Genomic DNA, 20,987 nt, shown 5'->3' with positions numbered 1-20,987 from the left:
TGATTTAATGATTCCATTTTTTAGGAAACTAAGTTATAGTTTTATTACACTGGTCGTAATATAAAATTTTCGATCATAATTAAAAAGCTCATTTGATAGATGGGCTTTTTTATTGCCTAAAAACTCGGTTTCTTATTGATGCCGAGTTTTTTTATATCTACAGATTGTTGGTTGTTGTCTATTGATGGCGGCTTAAAGCCGAAAATAACTGAAGGTGATTAAAATGAATTGTACAAATAAAATGCTGCTAGGCACTTTCTCCATTAAACACTTAGATATTCTTTCTTATGCCGAGATTGTGCCTGCGATTATGCAAACAACAGCTGATCTCACAGCGACTGCATATATTGAAGGGAATGCTCAATTAGGTTCTGTCAAAGTGAAGGATGCGTGCCAAGTATCTTTATCTGCTTATTTCCAAGCACAGAAAGGTCAATTTTCTTTTAGCAGCGCAAATACAGCGCAACGGTCAATTGTCATTTTAGGTGTGGATCAGCAACCTGAACATCAGGTGAAGTTAAACCAAGTTGAGCGTGGATTTGTCATTCATAGCTATTTTTTGGATGATAAATTTGTGGTGACTTTGGGCGAATATAATAGTCTGAATAACGTCACTTTTATTGAAGCTAACCCCTCAGAAAACCCAATTGTGACCTTTGAGATTACTGGCTCTCAATCGATGAAGGTCTATGTTGACTATGAACTTGTTGGAGAGTGGCATTCAACCAATTCCCTAAAATTGCCGAAGTATTATCACATTGTTGCACAAGAAGATTTAAAGCAACTGGATTTTGATCTGCGAGAGGCCTATGTCAGCTTGGATTATAAAATGCCATCAGCACTTGAAGACAATATCTATTATCACTTAACCAGTAAAGGTGAAATCTTGGGCTTACAAGTGAACGCAGGTGATTTTGTGCAGTTTCATGCTCAGCAAAGTTGGATGACGCATTATCCACAATAGTATGAATTTAAATTAAATAATTAAGCAATGGTGATCAAAATGAATTGAGAGTAGTCGGTTATGTGGTTTTGCTTAAAATGTCAATCGAGGCCTTAACTTTGAATAAGTTAGGGCCTTTCTATTTATGGAGGAAAAATAATGACAGAGTTTGTTTCAACGGGTGCAGGGATTGCAGCCGTAATTAAATCTTATGGAGTTTTTTTTATTGTCATGATGGCACTCACTTTTATGTTTTTGGCTTGGATGGTTGTGATTATGACACGGTTACCCAAGTCTCGACGTGAATGGGTGGTTTCACTCATTTCAACAGCAGTTGGCAGCATTGCCGGAGGTGCTTTTGTGATTCAGCATTTTGGCTTGCAAGAGTGGAGTCAAAACCCATATGGCGCATTTGCCTTGGGAGGTCTGTACTTTCTTTGTGGTTTGCCAGTATGGGCGATTATTCGTTGGACCTTTAATTATATTAATGCACGAGAAGATTCAACCATTTTGGATGTAGCAAAAGAGGTGAAAGACTTTAAAGACAAATTCTAAAGAAAAAACAATCCAATGCCGCCTTCGGGCGGTTTTTTATTATAAAGAGGAAAATGACATGAAAATAACACAAGACGGTTTCGATATTTTGCGCCACACATTTGGAAAATTAAGTCAGTTGCAGGTCGATGGAATCAATTTTCTGGTTTCAGTGCTTGATGAAGATGGGGCGATCACATCTGCCCAAGCCGCTTATATCTTGGCAACGGCTTGGCACGAAACGGCTAAAACGATGCAACCCGTGATTGAATATGGTTCAGAAAAGTATCTAAAGTCTAAGCAATATTATCCCTATATCGGCTATGGCTATGTACAACTGACATGGTTGGCAAACTATAAGCGAATGGGGGATTACTTAAAAATTGATTTAGTGAAAAATCCGAAACTGGCTTTACAAGCGGATATTGCAGCTCGTGTCATGATTGTTGGAATGAAAAAAGGGATGTTTACCGGTAAGAAATTGTCTGATTACATCTGCCAAAATAAGAAAGATTATATAGGTGCTCGGCGAATCATTAATGGAGCGGATAAAGCTGAGTTGATTGCAGGGTATGCAGAGACATTTGAGGCAGTCTTGCACGCTTCAGAAGTCACGATTTTGTCTTGTTGAAAGAATAGAAGTTCACATCGATTCGATACGAACTTCTACTTTCATGTGATTTAGTCTGTGGAATTATGCTGTGGCATTAAATGCATCCGCATAAACCACTTCACCTGTCGGGACATCTTCTGTAAATGGCAAGATCTGGAAATATTCGGCAGGGACACCAGCTAATACCAGTCTTGAATCTGCTTTGAAACCGAATCGGCCGTAATACTGCGGTTCACCTAATAAAACACAACCAACCGCATCCAAATCTTTAAGCGCTTCGATACCAGCATGCATCAGTTTAGAACCTACTCCTTGACCTTGATATTCTGGAAGTACCGAGATCGGACCAAGTCCATACCAACCAGTTGTGCCATCAGAAATCTGCACGGGTGAAAAGGCAATATGACCAATAATCTTATTGTTACAATCCGCGACTAAGGAAAGCATGAGCTGATTGGAATCACGTAAAGCATTCACAATAAATTGCTCGGTATGGCTTGAATGCTCTTCTGTTGCAAAAGCAGCTTGGGTTAAATCAAAAATGCTTTGAATGTCAGATGGGTTTTCATCGCGAATGTGCATATTCATCTTCATTTTCTCTTGTGTTTCCTGATCTAAAATTGCTCGAATTTGTTTGAGTAGTGGAGAATCATTTGTATATTTCTCTCCATAACTTAAGTTAAATTCATAATCAAAATCAGGTGAGTTGATTCCTTGATTGTGTTGAAGGATCGTTTCTAGCTTATCTAGTGCCTTAACGATTTTTGCTTCTGGTGTTTTTGCATCTTCATATTCTTGCCAGAGTGATCGAATCAATATTTGAGGTTTATCATCTAAACATTCGGTTAATTGATAAAAATCCTGTTTTTCCTGCTGATTCTTAGTTGGAAATTGATCTTTCAGAATGGCTGGAATATCACCATGAATGGCTTCGCCAAGATCATGAATTAAACACATTTTTAGTAATTTCTCCAAATCAATGTCTTTAAATTGATCTGCAAAAATCATCGCCATTAAGCATAAACGCCAACTATGTTCAGCGGTACTTTCTTGGCGACCATTGGAAGTATGTGAAAATCGCAGCACATTTTTTAGTTTTTCCGCTTCTCGTAAAAAAGCTAAGCGGTTTTGAATTACGTCTAGTTCCATTTTCTTTCTCAAAATAAACCATATGTAATTTGGATAAACCCGATCTAAGATTAGATTGATAGACATCATCTAAGTACAACCAAGGATTTATCCAAACCGATGGTTGTGTGTTAACGATTGTCTAACTGTGGGCGTACTGATCTAAGCCCATGTAAATTAATTTGATAGGGCTGTCCATTAATGGATTTAATCAGTTTTTTCTTTCTTAGCTTGTTAAAAACGGCAAGGTCGCAATCGGACAGCAAGAAACCTTCTCGGCTATAGCACTCTACAGCGATGATTTGACCTGAGTCATTACGAAGTTTTACGATTTTTCCGCCTTTTGCTAAGACGTGCAGTGTCCGTTGTTCGGACTTAGATAAGTTCATGTTGTTATCCAGATAGAAATAATCAGAGGCAAAGTTAGGCTTAAAGCCCAAAAAATCGCGCAGATAACCAATTTCAATGTGCTATTGAAATTTAGTTACCAGATTACTGCTATCTCCAACATAAAACCCTCGATATGGATGCGATACGATATGTACCGAAGAAAATATTAATGCAAGTTGAATTAAAAATCAATCATGATATTAAAAAGAGGTTTTGAGTTGAGAGAAGTTGATGGTTATTTCTTTGAATGCTTTTGTTTGAGTTGTAAGTAGGCTGGTACCGATTTCTTAGCTTGCCGACGCAGCATCATTTTAATGTATAACACGATTGCAAAGCATGCCGTTGCTACTGTGAGCATCAACCCATTCATATAACTCATAACTGAGCTGACGTAACCTATAGTCGCAAGGCGACGCTGCATACGTTCAACTTGAGTGCTGGATTCAATTCCTGTAATCGCCCAAGTACATAAGTGTTCACAGTTGTTAATGATGAGGTGGTAGTGATTTTCATGCATACGTGAACGCATACGCCGTACCACAGTTTTGGCTTGGTAGCGTGGAGATTGATAATTCCTGATATAAATTGGCTTATCACGTGCAAAACGCTGGATAGACGTCATTTCAATCGGATGCTTTTTAAAAATATGGGCAAAACCAGAATAATGAATGACTCGTCCACGGCCTGCATAAATGCCGTGGTGACTATAACCAAAGTGTTTTACGATGAGGTGTGCGCCAATTGGGAAACGCGGATGTTTTTGCTGCATGCTGATACAAGGTTATTGTATTTACACTATTATTTTAGTGAAAAAATGTGAATCAATCGAGCCTATTTGCAGTGTCCAGTTCATGATTATGTGTGGTGTTTGTATCTGCTATTTTGCAGTATGCCTTGCTATGGGACAATGAAGTAAATCTAGGCTTAACTTCGTATTTATGATGAAAAAATGGTTTTTCCTATCGTTTGCATTTTTAGCGAGTTCGTCTGTGTATGCAATGCAGCATGAAACCTTGCAATTGAATCAACAAAAATATGATGTGATTAAAGTTGAGCATCTAAATCAGTTGCAACTATTTTTAAAGCAACCTCAGAGCAATCGTTATTATCAGAAGTTTGCAGCTATCCAAAAAGAGCTATCTGCTTGTGAGGAGCTTAATTTTGCAATGAATGCAGGAATGTATCATGCAGATTTTCAACCCGTAGGATTGTATATCGAAAATGGCAAGGAGTTGGCTAAGCTTAATGTCGCGAAGGGCTTTGGTAATTTCTTTATGCAGCCTAATGGTGTAGTTGCTTGGAATGACCAACAGGCTGTGATTAAAACCACTGCTGATTATACGCATGATCAATTTAAAGCAAAATTTGCAACACAGTCAGGGCCAATGTTGGTCTATCACGGGAAAATCAACAGCCAGTTTATTGCTGACTCGAATTCATTAAAAATTAGAAATGGGGTGGGTGTTAAAGGTAATCAGTTGTATTTTGTGATTTCACAGCAACGTATCAGTTTTTATCAATTTGCCCAGTTTTTTAAGCAGCAGTTGAAAATAGACAATGCATTGTATTTAGATGGCTCGATTTCCAGTGTGTATTCAGCACAAACCAAACGCCATGATAAAACTTTTAATTTAGGGCCAATTGTTGCAGAAGTGAATAGAGAGAAATGCATGTAACACTGAAGACCCTAATCTCTTAATAGAAAGAGATTAGGGAGGACTTATTTTTATTGGATCGGTGGCTTGATCATCGCAAGTAATTCTTTGCGGCTGTAACCTCGAGAAATCAGTACTTTCTTGATGCCTTTAATGACATCTTCATCTGTTGCTTTAACTAAAGCATCCAACAGTTGTTCATTGGTTTTGCATGAACAATCATTTTCAACGCAAGAAGTTTGGTTCTTGTGTTCGTTATATTGTTCATCTGCATTGAACAGTTTTTGCCAAAAACTCATAGAGCCTTCATATACAACCTAACATAGGTCGAAATATAGCCGCTTTAAAATAAAATACAAGTCAGCTTAAGTGATAAAAGCAGCAGTTAAACTTCAATTTTTTCGATGAGTCTTTTAAAGTTCAACGAAATTATGACATTTGAATGACTTGACCTTTGAAAAATATCATTTTTTTATAAATATACTTCGAATAAAAATAAAGGGTTACTCGAACCCTTTATAAATTACTGTTACGTTGAAATAATTTGTTTAAATCTTTTCAAGCAAAACACCTGATTCCACATGATGGGTAAAAGGGAATTGATCGAACATGGCGAACTTCACAATTCGATGGGTTTGGCAAAGTGTTTTTAAGTTGTCATGCAAGGTATCTGGGTTACATGAAATATAGAGAATACGTTCAAAACCTTGTAATAGTTTGAGCGTTTCATCATCGATGCCTGCACGCGGTGGATCAACAAAAACCGTGTCAAAGTCGTAGCTTTGCATGTCGATTTCAGCTTCTTGTAAACGTCTAAATTCACGTTCACCTTGATATGCCTGAGTAAACTCTTCGGCAGATAAACGCGCCACTTGAATATTCTCAATCTGGTTTTGCTCAATGTTCCATTGCGCTGCGTAGACTGAAGATTTAGCAAGTTCAGTTGCGAGAACACGCTTAAATTTCAAAGACAGTGGCAAAGTAAAGTTACCATTACCACAATACAATTCTAAAAGGTCTTTTTCGGACTTCTGTGCAGCATCACAAGCCCACTCCAACATATGTTGACACACTTGCGCATTAGGTTGGGTAAAACTACTTTCAATTTGTTTATATTTAAAGGTGCGACCGTGAACATTAAGTTGTTCAACCACATAATCATCGCCAATAATCACTTTCTGGCCACGGCTACGACCCATGATTTTAATATTCAGTTTTTCAGCTAAGGCTTTGGCCGCTGTTTCCCATTCAGCATCTAATTTACGATGGTAAATCAGGGTGACCAGCATCTCGCCACTTAGGGTTGAGAGAAAGTCTGCTTCAAAAACACGTTGCGATAGAATCGGGACTGCTTTTAATTCATCTAATAAACGTGGCATCAAATCATTGATGCTTTGATCTGCAATCGGAAACGCATCCACGCGGATAACTTCTTTTTGTTTTCCATCTTCAGCACGTTCAAACATGGCATAGAACAAATCATCCTCGGTATGCCAAATACGAAATTCTGCACGCATACGGAAATGCTGTTCGGGCGATTGAAACACTTCTAAAGCTGGTGGATTGAACGATGCAAACTGTGTAGTAATACGTTCAACTTTCTCTTGAAGTTGCTGTTGGTAAGATATGGTCATAAAAAAGAAAACTACAGGTGAAATCTAAACGGGAATGGTATCAAAAAAGCACGCTAAGGTGCAGGAAATTGTGATATTCACTTATTTATATGCTTAGCCTAGGGCGAGTACAGATTGGATAAAATCTGCTTTAATTTGCCGATATTGGTCTTGAGATAAGCCAATACATCTTTGTTTGAGCTGATTATATTGTTGTGTCAGGCTAGGTGAGTTTCTTAATAGATCCCGAAAGGTGATGAAATTGCAAAACTCTGAACCTGTCACCACGATTTGCAATGCCACATCATGTTGTTGTGATTCCAGCATACAAAGTTCATGAGTACGTAGTGTATCAAGTTTTTCTTTAAAATTAAGCTGTTGTAATTTTTCAAATGAATCTAAAAATTGATGGGCGGGTACTTCAATATAAATATCGAGATCACCTTTTGAAATTGCATTGGGAATGGCGGATGAACCAATATGCTCAACAATTGCAAAAGGAATAAGCTGCTGGATTTTATTTTTATAATCTTCAAAATGCTGAGCGCAGTTGGGTTGATATTCAGGGGCTGAGAAGAAATGCATCTAAATGGTCTCATTTTATAATAGGAATAAGGCGATCTAAAAAATAATAAAAAACCCGAACCATGTAAACATGATTCGGGCTAGGATGAGGAGCGTTTGAAGCTCCGCAAGGGATTTAAAAATTAATCTTCAGATAAAGTCATTAAGCTTGCGTTACCACCAGCTGCAGCAGTATTCACACTGATTGCACGTTCGATAACAAGACGTTCTAAAGGAATTTGTTCATTGGCTTGTAACTGGGTAATCCCGACAATCGCACCTGAACGATTCGCAACTTTAGTTTGCAAGTCTTGCAACTGTTCAACAGAACCATGATGAAGCACTGCATCAAACGCATCTTTTTCAACACTTGAAATCACAGTGATTGCATCTAAGACATCTTTTGGTAAAGATGCTTTGTGTTTTACTAAGAATGCATTGTCTTTCAACACAGCCGCAGTACTGCTGACGGAGAAAATCGCAAGTAATTGTTGAAGCTGGCTTGCTTCATCATTCGCAATTGAAAGCACACGATGACGAGGTAAGATAATGTATTGGTTGCTTTCACCCGTAGGGCCTTGCAACTCGTAGAACTTACCTACACCAAATGCTGGAATCGCTGTGATTGCTTGCGGCATGTTTTGGTTTGCCCAAGACAATAAGCTTTGATAAGCAACATTTGAAACTGCATCAAACTGAGAGATTTCAGCTTTCACCGCAAATGGGGTCGCCAATACTTTCTCTGAACAATGTTCCATCAAGCGGTACATATAAAGTGGACCACCCGCTTTAGGACCAGTACCCGATAAACCTTCACCACCAAATGGTTGAACGCCTACAACTGCACCCACGATGTTGCGGTTGATATATAAGTTACCCACTTCAGCACGCTGGATCACAGTATTAATGGTTTCATCGATACGTGTATGCAGACCCATGGTTAAGCCATAGCCTTTGGCATTGATACGGTCGATCAATTGCTCAAGCTCACCATATTTATAAGTGATGATGTGCAATACAGGACCAAACACTTCGCGTTCTAGATCGTCAAGGTTTGGCAATTCAATCGCTGTTGGCGGAACAAATGTACCTTGTGCAAGCGCTTGTTGGCTTACCGCATCGTTAAACATCAATTGATGAACAGGGTAGCCCTTAGATTTCATCTTTTGAATGTGCGTATCGATGGTTTGTTTTGCTTCAGTATCAATTACTGGGCCAATGTCAGTTTTTAAGATCGCAGGGTTGCCAACGATCAACTGTTGCATTGCACCTTTCAACATTTTGATGACTGTTGCAGCGCTGTCTTCTTGCACACATAAGATACGAAGTGCAGAACAACGTTGACCCGCACTGTCAAATGCAGAACTGACAACATCGAGAACCACTTGTTCAGTCAACGCAGATGAATCAACGATCATCGCATTTTGACCACCGGTTTCCGCGATTAACGGAATGGGTTGACCGTTTGGAGACAAGCGTTTTGCGACAGTCTTTTGCAAAATTTTTGCAACTTCAGTCGAACCTGTGAACATGATGCCTTGAACACGATCATCTTGGCTTAATTGCGCACCAACGGTTTCACCGCGACCTGGAAGAAGTTGAACAACGCCGTGTGGCACGCCAGCTTCCCAAAGCATTTGAACGGCTTGAGCTGCAATTAACGGTGTTTGTTCAGCAGGTTTGGCAATCACACAGTTACCACTCACCAATGCCGCTGCAATCTGACCAGAGAAAATCGCAAGAGGGAAGTTCCATGGGCTAATACACAATACGGTACCTAATGGCTTGACTTGTGCATTTGCAGGCAAGTTTTCGATTTGAGTTGCATAGTAACGCAAGAAATCGACTGCTTCACGAACTTCTGCAATAGCATTGGCATAGGTTTTACCACTTTCACGGCAAAGTAAGACCATCAACTCTTGAATGCGAGTTTCCATCAAATCTGCAGCGCGTTTTAAGCAAGCTGCACGTTCTACTTTGTCTGTGGCAGCCCAGCTTTGTTGTGCTTGTACCGCTGCTTCTAGCGCCAGTTGTACATCTGCGCTGGTTGCTTCATTGACATGACCAACAACTTCACTGTTTTGTGCTGGGTTTGTAATTGCAATCGCATTGCTTTGATCGTGGACTGTTGATTCAAATCCAAGTAATGGTGCACTTTTCCACACGTGATTACGAAGTTTTTGTGCAGTTGCATCTAAGTCTGTTAAAGGTTGATCGTTATTTAGATCAAAGCCATTTGAGTTTGGACGTAATGGGTAAAGATCATGCGGAAGTGGAATCGCAGGGTGTTTTAAGCCAAGCTGACCTTCATCTTTCGCAGAAGTTTGAATATCTTTGATTGGAGACTGAATCAAGTCTTCAACTTTTAAAGTCTTATCAGCAATACGGTTTACGAATGAGGTGTTTGCACCATTTTCAAGTAAACGACGGACTAAATAAGCCAATAAAGTTTCATGGTTACCAACAGGTGCATAAACACGACATGGAACACCTAATTTGCCATCTTCTTTAGAACCAACCACTTGTTCATACAATGGTTCGCCCATACCGTGCAAGCATTGGAATTCGTATTGACCAGGATAGTATTTGCTTGGATCAGCCAAGGTATAGATCGTTGCAAGTGATTGCGCATTGTGTGTCGCAAATTGCGGATACACTTGATCAGGTGCAGCAAGTAATTTTTTCGCACAAGCAATGTATGACAAATCAGTGTGTACTTTGCGGGTAAACACAGGGTAATCCGTCATACCATCAATTTGAGCTTTCTTGATTTCGCTATCCCAGTATGCACCTTTCACCAAACGGATCATCAGGCGCTTGTTACTGCGTTTTGCAAGGTCAACGATGTAATCAACAACGTAGAAACAACGCTTTTGATAAGCCTGAATAACGAAGCCAATGCCTTTCCAGTCAGCAAGCTTAGGTTCAAAACATAAACGCTCAAGCAATTCGAGGGAAATTTCTAAACGTTCAGATTCTTCAGCATCGATGTTTAAACCGATGTTGTATTGTTTTGCCAAGCAAGCAAGTTCGAAGACTTTGTTGTAAAGTTCATGATGAACACGTGCAATTTGTGCACGTTGGTAGCGTGGGTGCAAAGCAGAGAGCTTGATTGAGATACCAGGGCCATCATAAACGCCACGACCATTTGATGCTTTACCAATGGCATGGATCGCTTGCGTGTAGTCGTTGTAATAGCGGTCTGCATCATGTTCAGTCAGTGCAGCTTCACCCAACATGTCGTATGAGTAGCGGAAACCTTTGTGTTCAAATGGTTTTGCATGTTCAAGCGCTTCTTCGATGGTTTCACCTGTAACGAATTGCTCACCCATCATACGCATGGCAACGTCAACTGCTTTACGGATGATACCGCGACCACTACGCGCTAAAAGACCAGTCAAAACACTCGATAAGCTGGTTTGCTTTGGAGTTTCCATTAACTTGCCAGTTAACATTAAGCCCCATGCAGCAGCATTTACGAACATCAGGTTACTTTGACCGACGTGATCTTTCCAGTTACCTTGGTTGATTTTGTCACGAATCAATAAATCGCGTGTCGCTGTATCTGGAATACGAAGCAAAGCTTCAGCCAAACACATCAATGCCACACCTTCCTGTGAAGAAAGCGAGAATTCTTGGAGTAAACCTTGAACAATACCTGCTTTACCCGCCGAGCTTTTACGTTCACGTAAATTATGCGCTAGGCTAAACGCAAGTTCATAAATTTTCTGATCAAGTTCTGGGGAAATGTTGGCTGCTTCAGCAAGTACAGCCACTGCTTCAGGCTCTGCACGTCGCCAAGCCGTATTAATGCGTTGCTCAAACTCACTTTTTTCTTTAAATTCGGTGATATAACCGTCGATGTGAGCTGTTTCCATTTGTGCGGGAGTATCCAATGTATTCATACTAAATTCCAATAACAATCTCTAGAACATATTGAGTAGAGAGGTTTAGATAATTTATGATTACAGAATGAATCCCGAGTAACTCACTATAATTTACCCATTTTTTAGAGGAAAATTCAGTTGAATGGCCCTATTTATACACTAGATCGAACTGACCTAAAAATTCTGGATATTCTTCAAGCAGATGGGAGAATTTCTAATAGTAAATTGGCAGAATTAGTGAACCTGTCACCGACTGCGGTGATGGCACGTGTACAGAAACTGACAAAGGATGAATTTATTTTAGGGTATGAGGCAAAGCTCAATCCGAATAAGCTTAATGCAAATTTTTTGGTCTTTGTGGAAGTGTTATTGGATAAGACCACACCGCACGTGCTAGATGATTTTATTGATGCGGTGAACCAATATCCTGAGATCGTGGAATGCCATATGGTCAGTGGAGGTTTTGATTTTCTGATTAAACTACGAAGTGCGGGGATGGAGGAGTTTCGCCGTATTGCAGGGCAGATTTTATGGCAGCTCCCGGGTGTGAAGGAAACACGCAGCTATCCAGTCATGCAGGTGGTGAAAGACAGCTCTAAAATAAAAATTAAGTCAAAAACAAAATTTTAGATAAAAGAAAAGGGGCTCGAAAGCCCCTTAAATTTTGATCAAAATTATTTCATTTCACGCGCATAGATTTCATCAGCTTGTTCGAAGCGACTTGTCACCGCTGCATTTGGTGCTTTACCAAGTAAGCTCACCACAACGATGCTGATCAATGCAAAAACGAAGCCTGGAATAATTTCATAGATGCCGGTGTAACCGAAGAAATTTTTCCATAGGATGACTGTCAAAGCACCCACAACCATACCCACCAATGCACCGTTTAACGTCATACGTTTCCAGAACAATGAAAGAATAATCAATGGACCAAATGCTGCACCAAAACCAGCCCAAGCATAAGCAACTAAGCCTAGTACTTTACTTTCTGGGTTTTGTGCAAGAACAAGGGCAAGCATTGCAACCGCGATCACCATTGCACGACCAATCCAAACCAGTTCTTTTTGAGATGCATTCTTACGGATAAAGCCTTTGTACAAATCTTCTGTCAAAGCACTAGAACATACCAGAAGCTGACAGCTTAACGTACTCATGATTGCAGATAAAATCGCAGCAAGAATTACACCCACAACCCAAGGGTTGAACAAGATTTTGGTAAGTTCCATGAATACAGTTTCAGGGTTAGCCGTTACTGCTGCTGCAAACTCTGGGTGCATTTGGAAATAAGCGATACCGATAAAGCCTGAACCGACTGCACCTGCCAAACATAAAATCATCCATGTCATACCGATACGGCGTGCAGCTGGAATTGATTTTACCGAGTCGGCTGCCATAAAGCGGACAAGGATATGCGGTTGACCAAAATAGCCGAGACCCCAAGCTGCAGCAGAAAGAATCGCAACAACGCTTAAGTTTGTCGCAAAATCAAATGCATGTGGACGTACACTTTCAACAACTGCAGTAAACTCTTCCATACCAATGCCTAAAGACATGTAGGTCACGATTGGAAGCAGTAATAATGCAAAAATCATTAAGCCTGCTTGGAAAGTATCAGTCCAGCTGATCGCAAGGAAACCACCAATACACACATAACCAATGGTTGCGAATGCACCTAACCACAAGGCTGTGCTATATGGCAAGTGGAACAATGTTTCGAATAATCGTGCACCAGCGACCATGCCAGAAGCACAATAAATCGCAAAGAAAACAAGAATAATCAATGCAGATGTGACGCGTAGGATTTTCTTCTGGTCATCAAAACGACCAGTAAAGTAATCTGGTAAGGTGAGGGCATTGTTTTGTACTTCAGTGTGTACACGTAAACGTCCTGCAACCAAATACCAGTTTAACCAAGCACCGATAATCAAACCGATAGCAATCCACGATTCAGATAAGCCAGTTAAGTAAATTGCGCCAGGTAAACCCATGAGTAACCAACCACTCATGTCTGATGCGCCCGCAGATAAAGCGGTTACAAAACTGCCTAGACTTCGGCCTCCAAGAATATAATCGTCAAGGTTTTTGGTAGAAAAATAGGCGTATAAACCGATGCCAAGCATGGCCAGGATATAGACCACGAATACAACAACTGTGGGATTAGAAAAATTCATAATGGATGCCTGTCCTTACATATCCATAATTTGCAATCACACCTGAATAGCTAAAAAAATGATTTACTATTCTTGGGATTGATAAGGTCACAGATTCAAGCACAAATGATTTTTAAAATACTGTTATGTTTGTGTATTTTATTTGTATATTTTATGTAATTTAAAATAAGTGTATGAATCTTAATTTTTTAATTCAAAAAATAGGATTTTTTTTCATCAAAATATGAATGGTCTGCGTGCAAAAAAAACTCAAAATGTATGCAAAAGTTACAATTCATAAAATGTACAGATGTAGATTAAATTAAATCAGTTAAAAACTAGGCAGAAGTTTTGACATATAATGTTACAACAGCAACAATTCAGTGAAATTTGAATATAAAAAAATATAATGTTAAGCGCTTTTGCTAATGAAAAATTGCTTGGAATCTCTCATATTATTTCATTGCACCATTAGGGTGCATTGTCTGAGAGAAATGGAAAGTGGAAACGGTTCACACGGCAACGATAAGAATAGAGCATGATTTGCTCGGTGCAAAAGAAGTCCCAGCTGATTGTTATTATGGAATTCATACTTTACGCGCCATTGAAAATTTTAAGATTTCTTCGCAAAAAGTTGGACAAAATAGCTATTTTATTCGTGCATTGGCGCAAGTAAAGAAGGCTTCAGCTCAAGCGAATTTAAGTTTTGGTAAACTCACTGAAACTCAAAGTCTGACGATTCAACATGCTTGTGATGCTTTAATTACTGAAACTGAAAAATGGCAAGACTCATTCCCGATTGATATTTATCAGGGGGGTGCAGGCACTTCAATTAATATGAATACCAATGAAGTGATTGCTAATATTGCACTTGAATCATTAGGCCATCAAAAAGGTCAATACGATGTGATTCATCCAAATGATCATGTTAACAAGTCACAATCAACCAATGATGTCTATCCAACAGCGATTCGCCTATCAACTTACTGTTCTTTGGATGCTTTATTCACGCAAATGGATAAGTTGATTACTTCATTTGAAAATAAAGCGATTGAATTCCGCTATGTGTTAAAGATGGGCCGTACTCAGTTGCAAGATGCGGTGCCGATGACGCTCGGGCAAGAATTTCATGCTTTTGCGACCTTATTAAAAGAAGATGTGCGTTTGATTAAGCGTACCCGAGAAATGTTACTTGAAGTGAATTTAGGTGCGACTGCGATTGGCACAGGTGTTAATACACCAAAAGGTTATGCCATCAAAGCTGTATCCTGTTTAAAAGAGATTACAGGTTTGAATCTGGTCGGTGCAGAAGATTATGTTGAAGCAACCAGTGACTGTGGTGTATTCATTATTTTATCGAGTGCTTTGAAGCGTCTAGCATGTAAGCTTTCAAAGATCAGTAATGATTTACGTTTACTTAGCTCTGGACCACGGACAGGTTTAGGCGAAATTCAATTGCCTGAGCTGCAAGCTGGTTCTTCGATTATGCCTGCAAAAGTAAATCCTGTGATTCCTGAAGTGGTGAATCAGATTGCATTTAAAGTGATTGGTAACGATTTAACCATTACTTTTGCGGCAGAAGCAGGGCAATTACAGCTTAATGTGATGGAACCTGTGATTGCAATTTCATTGAATGAATCAATTGAACTGCTTACACATGCAATTCAAAGCCTAGATGAAAAATGTGTACGTGGCATCAAAGCAAATGAACAAGCTTGCCATGATGCAGTGATGCGCAGTGTCGGGATTATTACCTTGCTTGATCCACTCTTGGGGCATGCATTGTGTGATGAAATCGGTAAACAATGTATTGCTGAACATAAAACTATTCAAGAGGTGGTTTTAGAGCGTGATCTACTGACTCAAGCGCAACTGGATGAAATTTTCTCTTTTGAAAACTTGGTTTCTGAAGTCGATGGTATTCACGTAGATGATGTCGCTTAAATCCTGAAAATTAAGCTGTGATTAAAGCCCAGTTCAAATTGAATTGGGCTTTTTTGATTGCACTGAGAAATAATGGATTGGTGCAATAATTTGATCGGGTCATCATAAGCTTTTATTCCTGTGATCAAGTCAACTGACGTATTACAGATCATTACAGAGTAGGTGGTTGTCTTGTCTCGGCGGCTCACCTATGGTCTAAGAGGTGTCTTAAGAACACCAATGCTTAACAACAATAAATAAGTTAAATGACAAAGGTAGAATAAGGATGATGCATCACTTTATTAGACGCAGTTTAATCTCGATGGGAATATTGGTACTACCGATTATACCTTCATTGGTTTTTGCACACGGCTATGTACTGAAACCAGAATCTCGAGCCTATGCCTGTAAGTTAAATAAGAATACTCAATGTGGCAGCATTGTATGGGAGCCGCAGAGTTTAGAAGCTCCGAAAGGTTTTCCGCAGTCTGGACCACCAGATGGTCAAATTGCCAATGCCAATTTGAGTCAATTTTCAGAATTGAATGCCCAATCACCGACACGATGGGTCAAGACAAATTTGCCCACAGGTGCAAATGACTTTACTTGGCAATTTACCGCACAACATGTGACTCAAGGCTGGCGTTATTTCATCACTAAACAAGGGTGGAATCCTTCAGCTCCATTGGCACGTGGCTCTTTTGATCTGAATCCTTTTTGTACGGTGGATGGTAAGTACCAAAAACCTGCCAGCGTGGAAACACATCGCTGTTATGTACCTGCTGACCGAAGTGGTTATCATGTCATTTTAGCGGTTTGGGATATCGGTGATACCAGTAATGCCTTTTATAATGTTATTGATGTAAATGTCGGTTCAGGTCGTCCAACAACACCCGTGGATCCGCAACCACCGAAACCAGTTCAAAGCTGGAACGATATTGGTGATATTAATCCGCTTGATGACCTATCGGTAAATGATCGTGTATCGACACGAGTTTTTGATACCAATGGCGAAAATCCAAATTTAAAAACAGAATTACGAATTAGCAGTACTGCCAATGGTAGCCGAAATGTTTGGCCACGTTTATTAGCGGAGGCGATTAATCGAGAACATAGTGCCTTGCGCGCAGGTATTAAAAATGCACAGGGGGAGATTGTACCTCTAAGTGGCAAAAATGATGTTTATAGCAGTTTAAATAGTGGTATTCAGCGTGTTGAAATCAAAATTGAGCGTGCCCCGATCAGTGGTGATGGTTCTTATGATTTTGTTTATCCGAAGAATATCAGTACATATAAAGCAGGGACCACGGTATTGGGCAGTGATGGACGCACATATCAGTGCAAGCCTTTTCCTTATAGTGGTTGGTGTAGCATTCAAGCACATCAATACGTACCCGGCACAGGCTCGAACTGGCAGGATGCTTGGCTTTTAGTGAAATAATCAATGTTCTAACAAATAAAAAACCGAGGGTCTAACTCGGTTTTTTAATAGATCAGTCTGATTTATAAAAATTATAAACCTGATTCGTATTCGCTATTTGAAAGCAATTTTTCAACATCAGCCATATTGTCTGGCTTGATTTTGTAAATCCATCCTTTGCCATACGGCTCATCATTAACAAAATCAGGATCATCTTCAAGGTCAGTATTCACTTCAACCACAGTTCCAGAAACAGGCGCATGAATATCAGAGGCTGTTTTAACTGACTCAACAATGCCTGCTTGTTCGGTTGCGGTGACATGGCTACCCACTTCAGGGGTTTCCACATAGACTAAATCACCCAACTCATCTTGTGCATGATCAGTAATCCCTGTAACAACGAGGTCGCCCTCAATTCTTACCCACTCATGCGTACGTGCATATTTCAATTCTGCTGGATGATTCATGACAACTCCTTAACAATCTGTCGTATCATTTTTATTTGGTTTATACATGCTTTTCAATAAAAACAAAAGCTTTCGTGAACTTATAAATAAGGGTCTTTACGCCAGTTACTTGGGCTACGACCACTCCAACGCTTAAAGGCTCGGCTGAAATTCGCGACATCGGAATAACCGAGTTCATCTGCAATTTGTTCCAAACTATAATCGGTTCGAGACAGCAAAGAGGTTGCATGTCGGTAACGCACTTCATCCACGAGTGTAGAGAAGGATGTACCTTCCGCAGCCAATTGGCGTTTCAAGGTACGATCTGACATATGCAAGCGTTCAGCCACACTTTCAATACTCAGATAGTGCTGTTCTGAATTGGTTAAAATATCACGTACCCGCATTGCTAAACGACGACGTTCGCCTAGCGCTGAAAGTTCAGTTTCGCATTGGTTAATTGCAATTTGACTGGCAATGGGATCTGCATTGACCATTTTCAAGCCGAGATATTTTTTATCGAAGCTTGAAATCAGATGGGGCTGATTAAAACGCACTGTACTGGTTAATCGATCTTTATATTTTTCAAAGCCAGCAGGTTCAGGAAAGTCCAGATCAACTTCACCGCTGAGGTCATCAATGCCTGTGAGGGCTTTGGCCATGGTCATAATACCAATGGTTAAGCCTAAAATGATTTCAGTACGCAATGGCTCAACTTCAATATCACATTGTAGTTGTAAAGTTGCTTTAGGCCCGAAAGTCGAGAAATAGAGCTGTAAAAAGGGAAGGCGTAACTGAATGAAACGGCTTGCCAGAGCAATCGCATCGGTAATGTCATGCGCCGTCATAATGGCATAACCGATAAAGCCATGAATGGAAATACGCATCTGCGTACCTAGATGAAAGCCCAGTGTGCTTTCACCGGTAAGGCGTAAAGAGTGTTTCACCAATTCATTCGCAATCGGTGTTGGAATTCGATAGTTCGGATCAGCCAGTTGTTCGCTGGTTAAGTGAAACGGTGCAAACAATGTTTCATCGCTATATCCCCAGCGAGAAACGACATCTAATAGCAATAAGCCATAGACGCCTGGTATTCCTTGATCTTGACGAGTTGAGGTTGTTTTCATGTGCTTTCCGTGGCGCTCATCAATTTTGCCAATATCTTTTAAACATTTAAGTCTTAAACATCTTTACATGAAAAAAAATAATCAATCATAAAAATTGTTGGACAAAAGAGTCACCGAATATTCAAGAATCAAGTTGGTTTTCTAAAGACCATAATTTTGGTTGTTGATATTAATAGCACATCACCATATTGGTTCAAAGCTTGTGTTACGTAGCTGACGATACCACGATCATTTTTGGTTTTAGATGGCACAATTGCAGTAATTTCAATCTCTACGTGAATTTTATCGCCAACACGGGTTGGGCGAGGCCAGCGTAAGCTTGATTCAGTACCTAACAGGCCACCTGCAACAGGAAAGCATTCCGTCCATAAGCGCATGGTCACTGCAGAAGTATGCCAACCACTTGCGGCTAATCCTTGAAATATAGGATGTTCTGCTGCTGCTTGCTCATCCAAATGAAAAGGTTGGGGATCGTATTGACCTGCAAATTGTTTCACTTCTTCAAGTGTCATTTCATATTCGCGGCTGCTAAAACGATCACCAATATTTAAGTCTTCTAAATACAACATTATTCTGTGTCCTGAGTCACTCGCTGTTCAACTAAAAAACCACCTGTTTGGCGTTTCCATAATTGTGCATACAAGCCATCATTAGCAATCAGTTCCTCATGTGTTCCTTGTTCAGCAATTCGACCTTGATCAAGGACAATAAGGCGATCCATTTGAGCAATAGTAGATAAACGGTGTGCAATTGCAATGACTGTTTTGCCAACCATCAAGTCATTTAAACTACTTTGAATGGCAGCTTCAACTTCCGAATCAAGCGCACTGGTTGCTTCATCAAGGATGAGAATCGGTGCATCTTTGAGGAAAACACGCGATATTGCAATACGTTGACGCTGTCCACCAGAGAGTTTCACACCACGTTCACCAACGTAGGCATCAAATCCAACACGACCTTTTTGATCTGTCAGTTGGGGAATGAATTCTTCTGCTCTGGCTTTTTTAACCGCAAGTTGCACTTCCGCTTCAGTCGCATTTGGGCGACCATATTTAATATTTTCAGCAACAGTGCGGTGTAATAAAGAGGTATCTTGCGTGACTAATGCAATATTGGCGCGTAAGCTGTCTTGGGTAACATCATGAATATTTTGACCATCAATCAGAATACGACCTTGGTTGATATCGTAGAAATGAAGTAGTAATTGAATCAGTGTCGATTTACCTGCACCAGAACGGCCCACAACGCCAATTTTTTCACCAGGTTTAATGGTTAAGTTAAAATGCTCGATGACATTTTTTTGGTTATAAGCAAAGCTAACGTCCTCAAATCGGATTTCACCATGCTGAACTTTTAATTCAGTCGCATCTTTCTTATCCTGAATCTGGATCTGTTTACCTAGGGTGGTCATACCATCCTGAATGGTACCGACATTCTCAAATAGCATGGTGACATGCCACATTAAAAACTCAGCCATACTGTCTAGCTTCAGTACCATCGCCGTGGTTGCTGCAATCACTCCAATGGCAGCTTGCCCTTGTGTCCATAACCAAACTGATGTGCCAATGACACCAATATATAGAAATGCACTGAGTAGACGAATGCTGATTTCGTATTTGACCCCTAAACGCATTTGCTTATAAACCGTAACCATAAACTCTTGCATGGATTCTTTGGCATATTGGCTTTCACGGCCTGCATGCGCAAAAAGTTTTACAGTTTGGATGTTGGTATAAGCATCCGTTATACGGCCTGTCATGACAGCACGTGAATCCGCTTGTTTTTTGGAAATTTTACCTAAACGGGGGATAAAATAGCTGGCAATCACAATGAAAAAAACCAGCCACAACATTAAAGGAATAATAAGTACAGGAGAAATGGAGCCTAAGACCACACTAATCGTAATGAAGTAGATCAGTACATAAACCAGCATGTCACCTAGAATCATCCAGAATTCGCGCACAGCCAAAGCAGTTTGCATCACTTTGGCAGAAAGACGCCCTGCGAAGTCAGTATGGAAGAAGTCTAGACTCTGTTGTAATAACAAGTTATGGAAGCGCCAACGCATACGCATTGGGAAATTACTAAACAAAACTTGATGTTTCACTACAGATTGCAGGCTGACAAAGAAGATATTGGCAAAAAGGATGCTAATCAGGATGGTGAGGTTTTGTTGGTTATTTTCTAAGAATGTACTTGGGTGACTTTGTGTCAGCCAATCGACCAATTTGCCTATATAAGAGAAAAATAGTGCTTCGAAGCTTGCTGCGGCTGCAGTACATGCAATCAGAATAAAGAGATAAGGGCGGATGCCTTTGGTTGATTGCCAAACGAAAGCAAAAAAAGTGGTTGGTAATGGTTTGTTTAAGTCTTTCGTTGGATAGGGATCAACTAATTTTTCAAACCATTGCAGCATGCCGCATTTCCTCTAATTATACAGTACGATTCAGCTCACCCCTGTAGGATAGCAGAAAAGCTGCCAGAAGATGGTAAAAGAAAATAAATGATGAGAAAGGAAACAGACAATAGATCAAGCTTCTATTTTAAGTGAAGAAAAACTATTAGATGAATAGATGATAGAAATAGTAAGGATG

Annotated in this window: 19 protein-coding genes; 7 read left to right on the top strand and 12 right to left on the bottom strand. The window is 40.0% G+C overall.

All coding sequences use genetic code 11. The features are described from left to right. The first annotated feature begins 223 nt into the window (after positions 1 to 223). From WA352_RS20190 to WA352_RS20180, 3 genes are all read left to right on the top strand, one after another. Complete coding sequence (locus tag WA352_RS20190) at positions 224 to 964, top strand: hypothetical protein (RefSeq protein ID WP_033133304.1); 741 nt, start codon at positions 224 to 226, stop codon at positions 962 to 964. A gap of 138 nt (positions 965 to 1,102) precedes the next feature. Beyond that, the gene (locus WA352_RS20185; RefSeq protein ID WP_004807705.1) at positions 1,103 to 1,498 is read left to right on the top strand and encodes a hypothetical protein; all 396 of its coding nucleotides are present in this window, start codon (positions 1,103 to 1,105) and stop codon (positions 1,496 to 1,498) included. 58 nt (positions 1,499 to 1,556) lie between these two features. Then, positions 1,557 to 2,108 carry a chitinase gene (locus WA352_RS20180; protein WP_033133303.1) on the top strand — a complete coding sequence of 184 codons (552 nt, stop codon included), beginning with the start codon at positions 1,557 to 1,559 and terminating at the stop codon, positions 2,106 to 2,108. Positions 2,109 to 2,171: 63 nt separating this feature from the next. Here the strand turns inward: WA352_RS20180 and WA352_RS20175 are convergent, their stop codons facing one another. The 3 genes from WA352_RS20175 to WA352_RS20165 all read right to left on the bottom strand — a co-directional run bounded on the left by WA352_RS20175 (position 2,172) and on the right by WA352_RS20165 (position 4,377). After that, a complete protein-coding gene (locus WA352_RS20175) occupies positions 2,172 to 3,239 on the bottom strand; it encodes a bifunctional HD family hydrolase/N-acetyltransferase (RefSeq protein ID WP_081406942.1) in 1,068 nt (355 codons plus the stop codon). Positions 3,240 to 3,349: 110 nt separating this feature from the next. Then, positions 3,350 to 3,607, bottom strand: a complete 258-nt coding sequence (locus WA352_RS20170) for a YjhX family toxin (RefSeq protein ID WP_005285282.1) — start codon at positions 3,605 to 3,607, stop codon at positions 3,350 to 3,352. A 236-nt stretch (positions 3,608 to 3,843) separates the two neighbouring features. Next, positions 3,844 to 4,377, bottom strand: a complete 534-nt coding sequence (locus WA352_RS20165) for a lecithin retinol acyltransferase family protein (protein ID WP_033133302.1) — start codon at positions 4,375 to 4,377, stop codon at positions 3,844 to 3,846. Positions 4,378 to 4,546: 169 nt separating this feature from the next. On the opposite strand from WA352_RS20165, the gene WA352_RS20160 reads away from it, so the two are divergent. Beyond that, a complete protein-coding gene (locus tag WA352_RS20160) occupies positions 4,547 to 5,284 on the top strand; it encodes a phosphodiester glycosidase family protein (RefSeq protein ID WP_033133301.1) in 738 nt (245 codons plus the stop codon). A gap of 50 nt (positions 5,285 to 5,334) precedes the next feature. On the opposite strand, the gene WA352_RS20155 is transcribed toward WA352_RS20160, so the two are convergent. From WA352_RS20155 to putA, 4 genes are all read right to left on the bottom strand, one after another. After that, positions 5,335 to 5,562, bottom strand: a complete 228-nt coding sequence (locus WA352_RS20155) for a hypothetical protein (protein WP_004653128.1) — start codon at positions 5,560 to 5,562, stop codon at positions 5,335 to 5,337. 249 nt (positions 5,563 to 5,811) lie between these two features. Beyond that, complete coding sequence (trmA, locus tag WA352_RS20150; protein WP_033133300.1) at positions 5,812 to 6,897, bottom strand: tRNA (uridine(54)-C5)-methyltransferase TrmA; 1,086 nt, start codon at positions 6,895 to 6,897, stop codon at positions 5,812 to 5,814. A 93-nt stretch (positions 6,898 to 6,990) separates the two neighbouring features. Further along, positions 6,991 to 7,461 (bottom strand): GrpB family protein, encoded by a 471-nt coding sequence (locus WA352_RS20145; RefSeq protein WP_336143751.1) that lies wholly within the window; start codon positions 7,459 to 7,461, stop codon positions 6,991 to 6,993. 122 nt (positions 7,462 to 7,583) lie between these two features. Then, positions 7,584 to 11,345 carry a trifunctional transcriptional regulator/proline dehydrogenase/L-glutamate gamma-semialdehyde dehydrogenase gene (gene putA, locus WA352_RS20140; protein WP_033133298.1) on the bottom strand — a complete coding sequence of 1,254 codons (3,762 nt, stop codon included), beginning with the start codon at positions 11,343 to 11,345 and terminating at the stop codon, positions 7,584 to 7,586. A gap of 120 nt (positions 11,346 to 11,465) precedes the next feature. Between putA and WA352_RS20135 the strand changes: the two genes are divergently transcribed. Further along, positions 11,466 to 11,957, top strand: a complete 492-nt coding sequence (locus tag WA352_RS20135) for an Lrp/AsnC ligand binding domain-containing protein (protein ID WP_033133297.1) — start codon at positions 11,466 to 11,468, stop codon at positions 11,955 to 11,957. Positions 11,958 to 12,001: 44 nt separating this feature from the next. Here the strand turns inward: WA352_RS20135 and putP are convergent, their stop codons facing one another. Continuing rightward, positions 12,002 to 13,498, bottom strand: a complete 1,497-nt coding sequence (gene putP / locus WA352_RS20130; RefSeq protein ID WP_033133296.1) for a sodium/proline symporter PutP — start codon at positions 13,496 to 13,498, stop codon at positions 12,002 to 12,004. A 480-nt stretch (positions 13,499 to 13,978) separates the two neighbouring features. Between putP and aspA the strand changes: the two genes are divergently transcribed. Then, a complete protein-coding gene (gene aspA / locus WA352_RS20125) occupies positions 13,979 to 15,421 on the top strand; it encodes an aspartate ammonia-lyase (RefSeq protein WP_033133295.1) in 1,443 nt (480 codons plus the stop codon). A 265-nt stretch (positions 15,422 to 15,686) separates the two neighbouring features. Beyond that, positions 15,687 to 16,841, top strand: a complete 1,155-nt coding sequence (locus WA352_RS20120; protein ID WP_336143746.1) for a lytic polysaccharide monooxygenase — start codon at positions 15,687 to 15,689, stop codon at positions 16,839 to 16,841. A 71-nt stretch (positions 16,842 to 16,912) separates the two neighbouring features. On the opposite strand, the gene gcvH is transcribed toward WA352_RS20120, so the two are convergent. From gcvH to WA352_RS20100, 4 genes are all read right to left on the bottom strand, one after another. Next, entirely contained in the window at positions 16,913 to 17,287 is a 375-nt protein-coding gene (gene gcvH, locus WA352_RS20115) for a glycine cleavage system protein GcvH (RefSeq protein ID WP_005211933.1), read from the bottom strand. A gap of 80 nt (positions 17,288 to 17,367) precedes the next feature. Next, the gene (locus WA352_RS20110) at positions 17,368 to 18,393 is read right to left on the bottom strand and encodes an AraC family transcriptional regulator (protein WP_004807680.1); all 1,026 of its coding nucleotides are present in this window, start codon (positions 18,391 to 18,393) and stop codon (positions 17,368 to 17,370) included. Between the two features lie 128 nt (positions 18,394 to 18,521). Beyond that, positions 18,522 to 18,962, bottom strand: coding sequence for a MaoC family dehydratase (locus WA352_RS20105; protein ID WP_004807678.1), 441 nt, complete (start codon positions 18,960 to 18,962; stop codon positions 18,522 to 18,524). Continuing rightward, positions 18,962 to 20,809, bottom strand: a complete 1,848-nt coding sequence (locus tag WA352_RS20100; RefSeq protein ID WP_005189223.1) for an ABC transporter ATP-binding protein — start codon at positions 20,807 to 20,809, stop codon at positions 18,962 to 18,964. The genes WA352_RS20105 and WA352_RS20100 overlap by 1 nt, the downstream gene beginning before the upstream one ends. Between the last annotated feature and the right edge of the window lie 178 nt (positions 20,810 to 20,987).

Source organism: Acinetobacter sp. 102 (assembly GCF_037028485.1).
In the GTDB taxonomy this organism is placed as follows: Bacteria; Pseudomonadota; Gammaproteobacteria; order Pseudomonadales; family Moraxellaceae; genus Acinetobacter; species Acinetobacter higginsii.
The sequence above is the reverse complement of the archived record's forward strand: the minus strand, read 5'-3'. Positions and strand labels throughout refer to the sequence as shown.